Here is a 13,160-nt window from a genome sequence, read left to right as displayed (position 1 = left end):
CCCTCGGTTAGCGTGCCGGTCCAGCCTCAGAACAACCAGGAGACGATCATGCAGCGCTACCGCGGGACGGGCGATTCGTCGCGCCAGGACCCGGATCCATCGGGGCCGGTGTACGAGCCCGACGTCCTCATCGTGGGGGACCAGTCGATTCAAGCGGTCCAGGAGGCGCTCAAGGCGGTCGGCATCGAGGCGACCGTCGACGAGAAGGCGCCGCCGATGGGGCCGTTCAAGCTCCTGCGGCTCACGCCGGAGGGCGACACGAGCCCCGAGGACCTCGTCGAAGACGCCATGAAGGTCCTCGTGGGCGAGAGCAAGCCGCGCGCCTCCAGCAGCGAGGAAGAGCCGCTCATCGTCCAGCCCAACTACATCCACGGCGCGCCGCAGATGCGCGGCGGCGTGTACGCGGTGCCCGATCCGGTGACGATGCCGGACCTGGACATCGTCCCGAGCGCGATCGGCGCCGGCATCAAGGTCCTGGTGCTCGACACGGCCTACAACGCGTCGCCGAAGGTCGACCCGGTCTTCCCGCCGCCGGTGCCGTCGGTGCCGCCGCCCGAGGACCCGCCGCTCTCCGGCGACCTGGCCCCGGCCGCGGGCCACTGCACGTTCGTGATCGGCCAGATCCTCCGCGTCGCCCCCGGCGCGACGATCATGACGCCGCGGGTGGTGCTCGACGGCAACGGCATCGGCACCGACACGACGCTGCTGACCCAGCTGCACCAGATCATGATCAGCGGCGAGATCCCGCACCTGGTCAACCTGTCGCTCGGCTACTACACGCTGTTCGACGAGCCGCCGCTGGCGATCGGCTACGCGCTGGAGACGCTGCAGAACGAGGGCGTGGTGATCGTCGCCGCGGCCGGCAACGAGGACGACGACCGGCCGTGGTACCCGGCCGCCGACACCGACCGCACGGTGTCGGTCGGCGCGGTCGTGCGCGTCAACAACCAGTGGGCGCGGGCCGCGTACAGCAACTACGGCACGTGGGTCGACTTCGTCGCGCGCGGCCTCAACGAGGGCCCGTACCTCGAGTGGACCCAGCAGCCGCAGCCGTACGGCGGCTGGGCGCGCTGGGGCGGCACGTCGTTCTCCACGCCGCTGGTCGTCGGCCAGCTCGCCGCCCTGATGGCCGCGGGCGGGATCAGCGCGGTGGACGCCGTGACGCTCCTGCAGTCGCTCTCGGCGACGGCGCCGGCCGACTTCCCGGGCGCGAAGGTCGTGGCCCCGACGCTGCTCTGGGGGCAGAGCGACTAGCGCTCGGGAGTGGGGCAGCGGCCTTTAGTAGGTTGCGACGACATGGCCGCCGCCCCGCGCCCGCCCGCCTTCCGAGGCCGCTCCAGCGAGCGCGAGACGCTGGAGCGGCTGCTCGACGGTGCCCGCGTGGGACGCAGCGGCGCGCTCGTGCTGCGCGGGGAGGCCGGGGTCGGCAAGACCGCGCTCCTGCAGCACACGGCCGGCGCGGCGGACGGGTTCCGCGTGCTGCAGGTCGGCGGCGTCGAGTCCGAGATGGAGCTGCCGTTCGCGGGCCTGCACCAGCTGTGCGGCCCGCTCCTCGACGAGCTCGACGCCCTGCCGGCTCCGCAGCAGGACGCGCTGCAGGTGTCGTTCGGCCTGGCGTCCGGCGCGCCGCGCGACCGCTTCCTGGTCGGCCTGGCCACGCTCACGCTGCTCGCCCACGTCGCCGACACGCAGCCGCTGCTGTGCCTGGTCGACGACCTGCAGTGGCTCGACGAGGCGTCGGCGCAGGTGCTCGGCTTCGTCGCGCGGCGCCTGCTCGCCGAGCACGTGGCGATGGTGTTCGGCGTCCGCGAGCCGAGCGAGCCGCGGCGGCTGCCGGGGTTGCCGGAGCTGTGGCTGAAAGGGCTCGGGCACGAGGACGCGCGCGCGTTGCTGGCGACGGTCGTCCCGGGGCGGTTGGACGACCACGTGCGCGAGCGGCTCATCGCCGAGACGCGTGGCAACCCGCTCGCGCTGCTGGAGCTTCCCCGCGGGATGAGCGCGGCCGAGCTGGCGGGCGGGTTCGGACGGCCCGGCCCGGCCGTGCTCGAGGACAGCTTCCAGCGCCGGCTCGACTCGCTCCCGACCGCCACCCGGCGCCTCCTGCAACTCGCGGCGGCCGATCCGGTCGGCGAGCCGCTGCTGCTGTGGCGCGCGGCCGGCCGACTCGGGATCGGGCCGGAGGCGGCGGGCGCCGCGGCGGACGCCGGCCTGCTGGAGATCGGCGCGCAGGTGCGGTTCCGCCATCCGTCGGTGCGCTCCGCCGCCTACCGGTCGGCCACGCCGGAGGAGCGGCAGGCCGTGCACTTCGCGCTGGCCGAGGCCACCGACGCCGAGCACGACCCCGACCGGCGCGCGTGGCACCGCGCGCAGGCGACCGCCGCGCCGGACGAGCACGTCGCCCAGGAGCTCGAGCACTCGGCCGGACGCGCGCTGGCCCGCGGCGGCATCGCGGCGGCCGCGGCGTTCCTGGAGACCGCCGGGACGCTCACGCCCGAGCCCGAGGCGCGCGCACGCCGGCTGGTCGCCGCGGCGCGGGCCAAGCGCGACGCGGGCGCGCTGGACGCCGCGCTCGGACTGCTCGTCGCGATCGAGGCGGGGCCCGTGAGCGCGTTCCAGGCGGCGGAGATCGAGCAGCTGCGCGGCGAGATCGCGTTCGACCAGCGGCGTGCGGGGGAGGCCGCCGAGCGGCTCAGCCACGCGGCGCGGCAGCTCGACGCGCTGGACGCCACGCGCGCGCTCACCACCCATCTGAAGGCGCTCGGCGCGGGGATGTGGGCGGGGCCCGGCCCGTTGCGCGAGGCGTCGGCCGCCGCGCTGGCCGCGCCGCCGGCCCCGGACGCTCCGGAGCCGGTGCGGCTGCTCGTGGACGCGCTCGCGACCCGCGTGTGCGAGGGCTACGCGGCGGCGGCGCCCGCGCTGCGCGCGGCGGTGGACGCGGCGCTGGCGCTGGACGTCGGCGACGACGTCGGCCGCTGGCTGTGGCTCACCGGGTCGCGGTCCGGATCGATCGCCGCGATGGAGCTGTGGGACGCCGACGGCTGGCACGCGCTCGTGACGCGGCACGTGCAGGTCGCGCGCGACATGGGAGCGCTCGTGCTGCTGCAGTTCGGCCTGGCCTCGCTCGTGCGGGTACGGGTGCTCGACGGCGACCTCGCCGGCGCGGCGCAAGCGATCGAGGAGGTGCGTGCGATCGCCGAGGCGACCGGCACCACGCCCGTGCTCTACACCGAGATGCTGCTGACCGCCTGGCGTGGCCAGGAGGCGCTGACGCTCAAGCTGATCGAGCGCGAGACGCGTGAGGCGCAGGCGCTGGGGATGGGCCGCGTCGTCCAGTTCGCCGACTGCGAGGCGGCCGTGCTCTACAACGGCCTCGCCCGCTACGACGCGGCGCTCGAGGCCGCGCGGCGCGCCTACACGCGCGGCGACCTCGCGTACACGCCGTTCGTCGTCGGCGAGCTGGCCGAAGCGGCCTCGCGGGTCGGGGACGAGGCGCTGGTCCGCGCGGCGCTCGCGCGGCTGGAGGAGCACACGCCGGACCCGCCGGGTGACTGGGCGCTGGGCATCGACGCGCGGGTGCGCGCGCTGCTGGGCGGCGAGGAGGCCGAGCGCTGGTACCTCGAGTCGATCGAGCGGCTCGGGCGCACGCGTGTCCGCCTCGAGCTCGCGCGCTCCCGCCTCCTGTACGGCGAGTGGCTGCGCCGCGAAGGGCGGCGCGTGGACGCACGCGAGCAGCTGCGCGTGGCCCGCGAGGCGTTCCTGGCCATGGGCGCGGAGGGCTTCGTCGAGCGCACGCGGCGCGAGCTGCTCGCCACGGGGGAGAAGGTGCGCGCCCGGCGCGACGACACGCGCGACGACCTCACCCCGCAGGAGCAGCACATCGCCCGGCTCGCGCGCGACGGGCTGTCCAATCCGGAGATCGGCGCCGAGCTGTTCCTCTCGCCGCGCACGGTCGAGTGGCACCTCAAGAAGGTGTTCAGCAAGCTCGGCATCAGCTCGCGGCGGGCGCTGCGGGACGCGCTCCCGCTCACCGTCGACGACGGGCTCGCCCGCGCCTGACGCGCGCCGTCACGCGGTCCGCAGCGCCACGGTGGGCGGCAGCCGCGAAGCGCGCACGGCCGGCAGCAGGCCCGCGCCCGCGCCGATCAGCAGCGCGGCCGCGATGCCGCCGGCCCACGCCTCGGCCGGGATGACGACGGCCCAGCCCTTCGCGCCCGCGTACACCGCGGTGGCGGCCGCTCCGGCCAGCACGCCGACGACCCCGCCGAGCACGGCCAGCAGCACCGACTCGCCGAGGAACTGCGTCCGGATCTGCCCCTTCGTCGCCCCGAGCGCGCGGCGCAGGCCGATCTCCGAGCGGCGCTCGAGCACCGAGATGACCATGATGTTGGCCACGCCGACCGCGCCGACGATCAGCGCCACCACGCCCAGCCCGAGGAACAGGCTGTCGAACGCGCCGGCCGCGGCCGCCCGGGCGGTGAGCGCGTCGGACGGCTGGCTGACGTTCACCTCGTTGGGCGCGTACGGGTTGGCGGTCGGCGCCAGCCGCGTCTGCACCGCCGCGACGCGGTCGGTCGTGGCGCGCACGTAGATCGCGCTCGGCGGACCGGCTTGGCGGGCCGGGCTGACGTATCCGAGATAGCGCGCGGCAGCGGGGTAGCCGACCAGGGCGCTGCTGTCGATGTCGGGCTCGAGCGGCGACGGCCGCAGGATGCCCGCCACGTTGAACCACTGCCCGCCCAGCCAGAGCCGCTGGCCGGGGTGGACGCGGTCGACGCCGAGCCGCTCCGCGGCGGCCGCGCCGAGCACCGTCACCGGGACGCGCGCCGTGGCCGCGTTCAGCCACGCGCCGCGCGCGATCCCGGTGGCGAGCACGGACGGCAGGTTGAGGCTCGTCGCGCGGACCTGGACCCCGCCGGTGTTGGCGGCCGGGACGAGCGAGCTGCGGTACACGTGCGCGTCCTCGACCAGGGCGGTGTGCGCGAGCCGGCGCACGTCCCCGAGGTGCGTGACCCGCACCGGCGCCTCGACGGGCAGCTGCGCTTTGCCGCCCGTGAAGCCCTGGCCGGCCTCGAGCGTGAGCAGGTTCGTCCCGAGCCGGTCGATCTCGGCCAGCAGCCCGGCCTGGGAGGACGCGGACAGCCCGAGCACCGCCACGATCGCGGCGGTCCCGATCGCGATCCCGAGCGCGGACAGCGCGGCGCGCAGCGGCCGGGCGCGCAGCCCGACGCTCGCCACGCGCAGCCCGTCCCCGAAGCGCAGACGGCCGCTCACGGGACGATCCGGCCGTCGAGCACGCGGATGCGGCGCGGGAGCTGCTCGGCGAGCGCCTGGTCGTGCGTGATCATCAGGATCGTCGCGCCCGCGGCGTTGAGCTCGTGCAGCAGCGTCATGATCGACGCGCCCGTCGCGCTGTCGAGGTTGCCGGTCGGCTCGTCGGCGAGCACGATCGCGGGGCGCCCGACAAGGGCCCGCGCGATCGCGACCCGTTGCCGCTCCCCACCGGAGAGCGTGGTCGGCTTGAAGGTCGCGCGGTGCGTGAGCCCGACGCGCTCGAGCGCCTCGTCCGCACGCGCGCGGCGCTCGGCCGCGGGGGCGCCGGCGTAGAGCAGGCCGTCGGCGACGTTCTCGCGGACGGTGGCGTGCTCGGCCAGGAAGAACGACTGGAAGACGAAGCCGATCTCGCGCGCGCGCAGCCGCGACAGCTCGCGGTCGCCGAGCCGGGCGACGTCGGTCCCGCCGATGCGCACCACGCCGCTGCTCGGCCGCTCCAGCGTCCCCATCACGTGCAGCAGCGTCGACTTGCCCGAGCCGGACGGACCGACGATCGCCACCAGCTCGCCGCGCCGGACGGAGAACGACACGCCGCGCAGGGCCGGCACGGGCGGCTGCTCGCCGTAGACCTTGGTCACCTCGTCGAGCTCCAGGACGGCGCTCACAACGACGGCACCACGACCGGATCGCCCGCGTGCAGCGCGCCTTCGACCGCGACCCGCCCGTGCGCGGTGTCGAACCGGCCCAGCCGCACCGCGACCAGCGCGCGCCTCCCATCGGGGCGCACGACCTCGACGGCGAACCCGCCGCCGGCCTTCCCGACGAGCGCGGTGACCGGGACGTTGAGCGCGCGCTCGACGCCCGTGGTCGTGAGCTGCACCTGCACGGGCGCCCGGTCGAGCCCGCGCGCCCGGCGGGGGTCGTCGAGGCGCACGAACGCCGGCACGCTCGCGGTCCCGGCCTTGTCGTCGGTGCGCGCGACCGTGCCGACCCGGACCAGCGTGCCCTCCGCCGACGTGTTGTCGGGGAGGGTGACCTGGGCGCGGTCGCCCGGCTTGACGTCTGCGAGCTGGGTCGGCTCGAGGCTCACCTGGACCTGCAGCGTGTCGGAGGTGGCCTGCACGACGGGTGCGCCCGGCCGGGCGAGGCCGCCGAGCTTCGCGGTCACCTTGGCGATCCGCACGGCTCGCGGGAGCACGACGGCGGCGCCGAGCGCGAGCCGCCCGGTGGCCGCGGCGCCGTGCTCGCGCTGCAGGCGCCTGAGCGCCGTGCGCGTCCTCGCCGTGAAGCGGCGGCCGGAGACGCCGCGCAGGACCCGGTTGAGCTGGCGGACGTCCGTCCCCCGATCACCGCGGCGCAGGCCGCGATAGGCCGGGACGGTGCCGCAGAGCAGCAGCACCGGGCGATCGTCGACGCGGTAGAGCACGTCGCCGCAGCGGATCCGGTCGCCTTCCGCGGGGAGCCGGGTGTAGACGCCGCGGGCCTGGTTGATGGCGACGTACGGCGAGCCGTCGGGGCGCGCGCGGTGGGCCAGCGTCCCGTTCAGGGAGACCGTCGCCGACAGCTCGCCCAGCCGGACCGGCTCCGTGCTCGGGGCGCTCGGGCGTGCGTCCGAGGACGGCTGGTCGGCGCCGCAGCCGACGGCGATCAACGCGAGGAGGCCCACCGCGGCGGTCCTCATCGGCCTTCGATCGCTTTCCTCGCGAGTTCGCCGCACTCGTCCATCGCGGCGTTGAGCGCGGCCATGCCGCCCTCCGAGTTGGTGGAAGGGATCCGGTTCGTGTCGACCAGCGGCGAGTCCTCCGTGGGGTCCGGGAAGTCCTTGACGCCGTGGTCGCGGATGCACTGGGCGAACGCGAGCGCCGGCTTCTGCTCCTCTGCCGTCCGCTTGCGACCCGTGAACCCGGCCGGCTGGAGGTCCTTGCACGCGGCGATCGCCTGCTTCCACGCCGGCGCCTCCGGGTCCAGCGACGAGCCGTTGAGCACGCCGTCGATGGTCAGCTCGCCGGACGCGTCGGGGTCCGGGAAGTCCTTGACGCCGTGGTCGCGCATGCACGCGGAGAACGTCACGGCCTGCTTGCCGGCCGTTGGACGGCCGCTGCTGCCCTCGTCGGCGGAGCTCGAGCAGCCGGCGGCGGTCAGGGCGACCGCCAGGGCGAGAAACGTCATCTTCACTGCTGCATCCTCGGGTCGTGCGTGGGGTCTGCGTACGTGGGCGGGCAGCCGGTGCCGACCGCCTGCGGGCGCAGCTCGAAGTGCCACGGCTCATTGGCGTAGATCCGGCACAGCCCGTAGGTGGCGCCGTGCGCGGACAGCCACGCGCGGGCCGCGTCGGGCGCGACGTCCACGGCGTCGCCCGACACGTGCGGGGACGTCTCGGGCGTCGCCACCCAGCGGGACGCCTCTGCGAGCGAGCCGTACCGGGCGACGGCGTCGCGCAGCAGCTGCGCCTGGTGCTCGGGCGTGCGCCGCCCGCTGTTGACGGAGATGGCGACGCCGTCACGGGCCGCCGCGCCCGCCGCCCGGCGCAGCGCCGTGCGCAACGCGGGGTCGAGCCCGGCGACGGCACCGCCGACCGCGGCCACGGGCGCGCGCCGCTCACGGCGGGCCACGGGCTCCGGCGTGGCGAGCGGGACCGAGGACGCCGTGGACGGCGCGGGCGCCGGCCACTGGTCCGCGATCGCCACGACGCACGCGGCGAGCGCGAGGACGAGGCCTGCGCGGCGCCGGCGGTGCCGGGCGCGGGCTGCTGAGCTGCGGGTCACGCCGCGCAGTGAAGGCGAGCGGCCGTTGCCGGCCCGTATGCCGTTTTCGATACGCCGGCGATACGCCCGCTCGTTAGCCTCGGGGCATGCGTGTGCTGCTCGTCGAGGACGAGCCCCTGATGGCCGAGGCCATCCGTGACGGGCTCCGCCTGGAAGCGATCGCGGCGGACATCGCGGGCGACGGCGACACCGCGCTGGAGCAGCTCGCCGTCAACACCTACGACATCGCGGTGCTCGACCGCGACATCCCCGGCCCGAGCGGCGACGAGGTCGCCCGGCGGATCGTCGCCTCCGGCAGCGGCATGCCGATCCTGATGCTGACCGCCGCCGACCGGCTCGACGACAAGGCCTCCGGGTTCGAGCTCGGCGCCGACGACTACCTGACGAAGCCGTTCGAGCTCCAGGAGCTCGTCCTGCGCCTGCGCGCGCTGGACCGCCGGCGCGCGCACAACCGGCCGCCGGTGCGCGAGCTCGCGGGGCTGCGGCTGGACCCGTTCCGGCGCGAGGTGTTCCGCGACGGCCGGTACGTCGCGCTCACGCGCAAGCAGTTCGCCGTGCTCGAGGTGCTCGTCGCCGCGGAGGGCGGCGTCGTCAGCGCGGAGGAGCTGCTCGAACGCGCCTGGGACGAGAACGCCAACCCGTTCACCAACGCCGTGCGGATCACGGTCTCCGGCCTGCGCAAGCGCCTCGGCGAGCCGTGGATCATCGCCACCGTGGCCGGCTCGGGCTACCGGATCGCGACCGGGAGCGAGGGTGGATAGGGCGCCCGGCCTGAGCGTCCGCCTCAAGCTCACGCTCAGCTACGCGGGGTTCCTGATGGTCGCCGGCGCGCTGCTGCTGGGCGCGGTGTGGCTGTTCCTGCTGCGCTACGTCCCCGACCGGGCGATGCTGATCAACGCGGACCGGCTCGACAACAACGGCGTCTTCCCGGTCCGATCCGGCCTGCTGCGCGTGTTCGCTCCGCGAGCGGCCGCGGTGATGGGGTTCCTGCTCGTCTTCAGCCTGCTCGGCGGCTGGTTCCTCGCCGGCCGCATGCTCGCGCCGCTGACCCGGATCACCGACGCGACGCGCGTGGCCGCCACCGGGTCGCTGTCGCACCGCATCGCGCTCGAAGGCCGCAAGGACGAGTTCCGCGAGCTCGCCGACGCGTTCGACGGCATGCTCGCGCGGCTCGAAGCCCACGTCGCCGAGCAGCAGCGCTTCGCCGCCAACGCCTCGCACGAGCTGCGCACGCCGCTGGCGATCACGCAGACGCTGCTGGACGTGGCGCGCAGGGACGGCGGGAGCGACCACGGCGAGCTCGTCGAGCGCCTGCGTGCGGTCAACACACGCGCGATCGACCTGACCGAGGCGCTGCTGCTGCTCAGCCGCGCCGACCAGCGGTCGTTCGTCCGCGAGCCCGTCGACCTGTCGCTGATCGCCGAGGAGGCCGTGGAGACGCTGCTGCCGCTCGCGGAGGAGCGGGGCCTGACCGTCGAGACCGCCGGCGAGCTGACGCCGGCGGTCGGCTCGCACGCGCTGCTGCTGCAGCTGACCACGAACCTCGTGCACAACGCGATCGTCCACAACGTCGCCGGCGGGAACGTGTGGGTGACGACCGCCACCGAGGGCGAGCGCGCGCTGCTGACGGTGGAGAACACCGGCGAGGTGCTGTCACCGCAGCTGGTGGCGACGCTCGTCGAGCCGTTTCGCCGCGGCTCCGAGCGGCTCCACACCGACCACGCCGGCGTCGGCCTCGGCCTGGCGATCGTCAAGAGCATCGCCGAGGCCCACGACGGCACGCTCAAGCTCGACCCCCGCCCCGAGGGCGGCCTGCGCGTGACGGTGGCCTTCTAGGCCATCGCCGGCTCCTCGACGCTGCGCGAGTCGGTCAGCGTCAGCGCGCCGCCGCCGGCGACCAGGCCGACGATCACCGCGAGGATGCCGTAGGTGATCTGCTCGCCGTGGAAGAACGAGGCGACGAGGTCAGCGCTCCACGTGCCGACCGGCAGCTGGGTGGTCACGAGCGCGGCGATCAGCGTGCCGACCAGCGCGGTGCCGACGCTGGTGCCGACCTCCTGCGCGGTGTCGTTGAGCGCGGCGCCGATCGAGGTGCGGTTGCTCGGCATCGCGTCGATCAGGGCGACGGCGCAGATCGTCATCACGGTGCGCAGCCCGACGGTCATCAGCACCATCGAGACCGCGATCGGGAAGTAGCCGTGGCCGACGCCCCAGGACAGGCCGGCGAGCGCGGTGGCGAGCAGCGCGGCGCCGATCACGCAGGCGATCCGGTGGCCGTACCGCTTGGCGAGTGCCTCGGACAGCGGCGTGGCGACGAGCATGGTCACGATGATCGGGAGGTTCGCGAGGCCGGCCTTCACCGGGCTCCAGCCGTAGGCGTACTGGAAGTGCAGGATCAGCCCGAACATCACGCTGGCCATGGCGATCGACGTCCCGGTCTGCGCGATCGCCGCGCCGCGGACGGTGCCGTTGGAGAACAGGCGCAGGTCGAGCATCGGTGATGCGGTGCGCCGCTCGTGGCGCACGAAGGCGAACCCGGCCGCGACGGCACCGAGAACGGACGCGACCGTCGGTGCGGAGAGCCAGCCGTGCTCGACCCCGCTGGTGAGCGAGTAGCAGGCCAGGCCGATGGTGGCGACGCTGAGCGCGGCGCCCGGGAGGTCCAGGCGGTCGTGGGTGAGGTCCTCCGGGCGGTCGGCGGCGACGCCCAGCCGGACGCCGACCGCCGCGATCAGCGCGATCGGCGCGTTGATCAGCAGCAGCCACTCCCAGCGGACGTGGGCGAGCGCGGTGCCGCCCAGCAGCGGGCCGAGGATGAACCCGGACATGCCGACGACGATCATCACGGTGATCGCGCGCATCCGCAGCGCCTTGTCATCGAACAGCCGGAACACGAGCGAGTTGGTGATCGGCGCCATCGCCGCCGCCGCGAGGCCGAGCGCGGCGCGGAGCGCGATCAGCTCACCGGCGCTGGACACGAAGACGACGCACAGGCTCAGCAGCCCGAAGACGGCGAGGCCGACCAGCAGCACCCGCCGGCGGCCCAGCCGGTCGGCCACCGATCCGGCCGTGAGGAGCAGGCCGCCGAACGTCAGTGAATAGGCGCCGGTGACCCACTGCAGCTCCGTCGTGCCGCTGCCGAGGTCCCGGCCGATCGTGGGCAGCGCGATCGACAACAGCGTGTTGTCGACCATCTCGACGAAGAAGGCGAGGCAGAGGGCGGCGAGTGGGATCCACGCCGCGCGCAGCGACGTGTACGTGCGCGACGGCGAGGCGGTCGAGGTCGTGGTCATGGCTTCAACTTCGGCCACTCGTCTCGCAGCACGGTCGCACGCCGCTCACACGCCCGCTCACACCTGTGAGCGGGCGTGCGAGTCAGTACTCGCCCTTGATCACGAAGAAGCTGCCGCGGATCGTCCCGGCGAGCTTGGACTTCTGGCGCGCGAACTTGAACGTGTCCGCCAGCTCCTCCGGGATCTCCATCCCGTCCGAGAGCTTGAAGCCGACGGCCCGCTTGTCGGGGCCGTACATGACGTTGATCGCCAGGCCGCTCTCGTAGAACACGTAGGCGAAGCGGATGCCGCCGGCCTCGAACGCCGTCGCCTCCAGCGGCGGTGAGGCGATCGACAGGTCCCGCTCCTCGGCGAGGATCCGGTGCACCCAGGCGACCGTCTCCGCGGCTTCATCCGCGGGCTCCAGCGTGAACTCGTGGTCGTACTTGTTCTTGAAGTAGCGAGCCTCGTTGGCCCGGAGCCCGGCGAGCGCGTCCGCGTGCGGCGACGCCTCGAGGCCGACGGTCGAGACGTCCTTGAAGTCCACGGTGTAGGTCATGCGGCGAGGCTACGGCCGGCGGGCCGCCGGCGCTTCTCCATTCCTGCTCGGTTCTACGGCTTGAGCAGGATCTTGATCGCGCCGTCCTCCTTCTTCTGGAACATCTCGTAGGCGCCGGGCGCCTCGTCGAGCGGCAGCGTGTGCGTCGCGAAGCTCTCCGCGTCGAGCGGGTCGCCGTCCATCAGCAGCGGCATGATGTCGTCGACCCAGCGCTTGACGTTGGCCTGGCCCATGCGGACCTGGATCTGCTTGTCGAAGAGCGTGAGCATCGGCATCGGGTCGGCGGTGCCGCCGTAGACGCCGATGATCGAGATCGTGCCGCCGCGGCGGACGATGTCGATCGACGCGTGCAGCGCGCTGAGCCGGTCGATCCCGCCCTGCTCCATCACCTTCTCGCCGACGGCGTCCGGCAGCAGGCCGACGAGCTGGTGCGCGAGCTTGCCGACCGGCGCGCCGTGCGCCTCCATGCCGACCGCGTCGATCACCGAGTCCGGGCCGCGCCCGCCCGTCATCTCGCGCAGCACGTCGCCGAGGTCGTCCTCGTGGAGGGCGAGGTCGACGATCTCGATGCCGCGCGCGGCCTCGCGGGCGAGGCGGTCGGGCACCAGGTCGACGCCGATCACGCGGTGCCCGCGGTGGTGGGCGATCCGGGAGGCCATCGCGCCGATCGGGCCGAGCCCGAGGATCACGACCGTGCCGCCGTCGGGGATCGCGGCGTACTCGACCGCCTGCCAGGCGGTGGGGAGGACGTCCGAGAGGAAGACGAACCGCTCGTCCGGCGGGCCGTGCGGGACCTTGATCGTGGTGTTCTGCGCCTGCGGCACGCGCAGCAGCTCCGCCTGGCCGCCCGCGACCGCCCCGTAGAGCTTGGAGAACCCGAACAGCGCGGCGCCCATGCCCTCCTCGCGGACCTGGGTCGTCTCGCACTGCGTGTACAGGTGCTGGTCGCACATGTAGCAGTGCCCGCACGAGATCTGGAACGGCATCACGACCCGGTCGCCGACGGCCAGGTCGCCCGCGCCGGCGCCGACCGCCTCGACGATGCCCATCGGCTCGTGGCCGAGGATGTCGCCCTCGTTCATGAACGGGCCGAGCGTCTCGTACAGGTGCAGGTCCGACCCGCAGATCCCCGACGAGGTGATCCGCACGATCGCGTCCGTCGGCTCCTGGATCGTCGGGTCCGGGACCGTGTCCACGCGCACGTCGCGCTTCCCGTGCCACGTCACTGCCTTCATCGGCTCTTCTCCGGTTTGTGGTGCACTTGGGCCCGGGCTGCCCAGGGCGGGGCGGTTC

The 13,160-nt window shown here is 74.3% G+C and carries 12 protein-coding genes; 4 read left to right on the top strand and 8 right to left on the bottom strand.

Annotated elements, in window-relative coordinates; all coding sequences use genetic code 11:
• The first annotated feature begins 12 nt into the window (after nucleotides 1-12).
• Together C8N24_RS32065 and C8N24_RS32060 are read left to right on the top strand one after the other, a co-directional pair.
• On the top strand, nucleotides 13-1,254 hold the full coding sequence (locus C8N24_RS32065; protein ID WP_121258304.1) for a S8 family peptidase: 1,242 nt from the start codon (nucleotides 13-15) through the stop codon (nucleotides 1,252-1,254).
• 42 nt (nucleotides 1,255-1,296) lie between these two features.
• Complete coding sequence (locus tag C8N24_RS32060; RefSeq protein WP_121258302.1) at nucleotides 1,297-4,056, top strand: helix-turn-helix transcriptional regulator; 2,760 nt, start codon at nucleotides 1,297-1,299, stop codon at nucleotides 4,054-4,056.
• Between the two features lie 9 nt (nucleotides 4,057-4,065).
• Here the strand turns inward: C8N24_RS32060 and C8N24_RS32055 are convergent, their stop codons facing one another.
• The 5 genes from C8N24_RS32055 to C8N24_RS32035 are packed head-to-tail and all read right to left on the bottom strand — an operon-like array spanning nucleotide 4,066 to nucleotide 8,036.
• Nucleotides 4,066-5,271, bottom strand: coding sequence for an ABC transporter permease (locus C8N24_RS32055; protein WP_211340241.1), 1,206 nt, complete (start codon nucleotides 5,269-5,271; stop codon nucleotides 4,066-4,068).
• Nucleotides 5,268-5,936, bottom strand: coding sequence for an ABC transporter ATP-binding protein (locus C8N24_RS32050; protein WP_121258300.1), 669 nt, complete (start codon nucleotides 5,934-5,936; stop codon nucleotides 5,268-5,270). Before C8N24_RS32050 ends, C8N24_RS32055 begins: the two co-directional genes overlap by 4 nt.
• Nucleotides 5,933-6,952: an efflux RND transporter periplasmic adaptor subunit gene (locus C8N24_RS32045; RefSeq protein ID WP_121258298.1), complete on the bottom strand. Its 1,020-nt coding sequence runs from the start codon at nucleotides 6,950-6,952 to the stop codon at nucleotides 5,933-5,935. The genes C8N24_RS32050 and C8N24_RS32045 overlap by 4 nt, the downstream gene beginning before the upstream one ends.
• Entirely contained in the window at nucleotides 6,949-7,440 is a 492-nt protein-coding gene (locus C8N24_RS32040; protein WP_147448104.1) for a hypothetical protein, read from the bottom strand. The genes C8N24_RS32045 and C8N24_RS32040 overlap by 4 nt, the downstream gene beginning before the upstream one ends.
• A gap of 2 nt (nucleotides 7,441-7,442) precedes the next feature.
• On the bottom strand, nucleotides 7,443-8,036 hold the full coding sequence (locus tag C8N24_RS32035; RefSeq protein WP_121258294.1) for a M15 family metallopeptidase: 594 nt from the start codon (nucleotides 8,034-8,036) through the stop codon (nucleotides 7,443-7,445).
• 86 nt (nucleotides 8,037-8,122) lie between these two features.
• On the opposite strand from C8N24_RS32035, the gene C8N24_RS32030 reads away from it, so the two are divergent.
• Nucleotides 8,123-8,797 (top strand): response regulator transcription factor, encoded by a 675-nt coding sequence (locus C8N24_RS32030; protein ID WP_121258292.1) that lies wholly within the window; start codon nucleotides 8,123-8,125, stop codon nucleotides 8,795-8,797.
• Nucleotides 8,790-9,872, top strand: coding sequence for a sensor histidine kinase (locus C8N24_RS32025; protein ID WP_121258290.1), 1,083 nt, complete (start codon nucleotides 8,790-8,792; stop codon nucleotides 9,870-9,872). Before C8N24_RS32030 ends, C8N24_RS32025 begins: the two co-directional genes overlap by 8 nt.
• Here the strand turns inward: C8N24_RS32025 and C8N24_RS32020 are convergent.
• The 3 genes from C8N24_RS32020 to C8N24_RS32010 form a co-directional block, all read right to left on the bottom strand.
• Nucleotides 9,869-11,329, bottom strand: a complete 1,461-nt coding sequence (locus C8N24_RS32020) for an MFS transporter (RefSeq protein WP_121258288.1) — start codon at nucleotides 11,327-11,329, stop codon at nucleotides 9,869-9,871. The genes C8N24_RS32025 and C8N24_RS32020 overlap by 4 nt on opposite strands.
• A gap of 82 nt (nucleotides 11,330-11,411) precedes the next feature.
• Nucleotides 11,412-11,867, bottom strand: a complete 456-nt coding sequence (locus tag C8N24_RS32015; RefSeq protein ID WP_121258286.1) for a phage tail protein — start codon at nucleotides 11,865-11,867, stop codon at nucleotides 11,412-11,414.
• 53 nt (nucleotides 11,868-11,920) lie between these two features.
• Complete coding sequence (locus C8N24_RS32010; RefSeq protein ID WP_121258284.1) at nucleotides 11,921-13,102, bottom strand: zinc-dependent alcohol dehydrogenase; 1,182 nt, start codon at nucleotides 13,100-13,102, stop codon at nucleotides 11,921-11,923.
• Nucleotides 13,103-13,160 lie beyond the last annotated feature (58 nt).

Origin of the sequence: Solirubrobacter pauli, assembly GCF_003633755.1 — a bacterium.
Classification (GTDB): Bacteria; Actinomycetota; Thermoleophilia; order Solirubrobacterales; family Solirubrobacteraceae; genus Solirubrobacter; species Solirubrobacter pauli.
The sequence above is the reverse complement of the archived record's forward strand: the minus strand, read 5'-3'. Positions and strand labels throughout refer to the sequence as shown.

Excerpts from the sequence above, each read along its gene's own strand:
- C8N24_RS32015 (WP_121258286.1), bottom strand. The coding sequence starts at position 11,867 with ATGACCTACACCGTGGACTTCAAGGACGTCTCGACCGTCGGCCTCGAG.
- C8N24_RS32060 (WP_121258302.1), top strand. The coding sequence starts at position 1,297 with ATGGCCGCCGCCCCGCGCCCGCCCGCCTTCCGAGGCCGCTCCAGCGAG.
- C8N24_RS32045 (WP_121258298.1), bottom strand. The coding sequence starts at position 6,952 with ATGAGGACCGCCGCGGTGGGCCTCCTCGCGTTGATCGCCGTCGGCTGC.
- C8N24_RS32010 (WP_121258284.1), bottom strand. The coding sequence starts at position 13,102 with ATGAAGGCAGTGACGTGGCACGGGAAGCGCGACGTGCGCGTGGACACG.
- C8N24_RS32040 (WP_147448104.1), bottom strand. The coding sequence starts at position 7,440 with ATGACGTTTCTCGCCCTGGCGGTCGCCCTGACCGCCGCCGGCTGCTCG.
- C8N24_RS32020 (WP_121258288.1), bottom strand. The coding sequence starts at position 11,329 with ATGACCACGACCTCGACCGCCTCGCCGTCGCGCACGTACACGTCGCTG.
- C8N24_RS32030 (WP_121258292.1), top strand. The coding sequence starts at position 8,123 with ATGCGTGTGCTGCTCGTCGAGGACGAGCCCCTGATGGCCGAGGCCATC.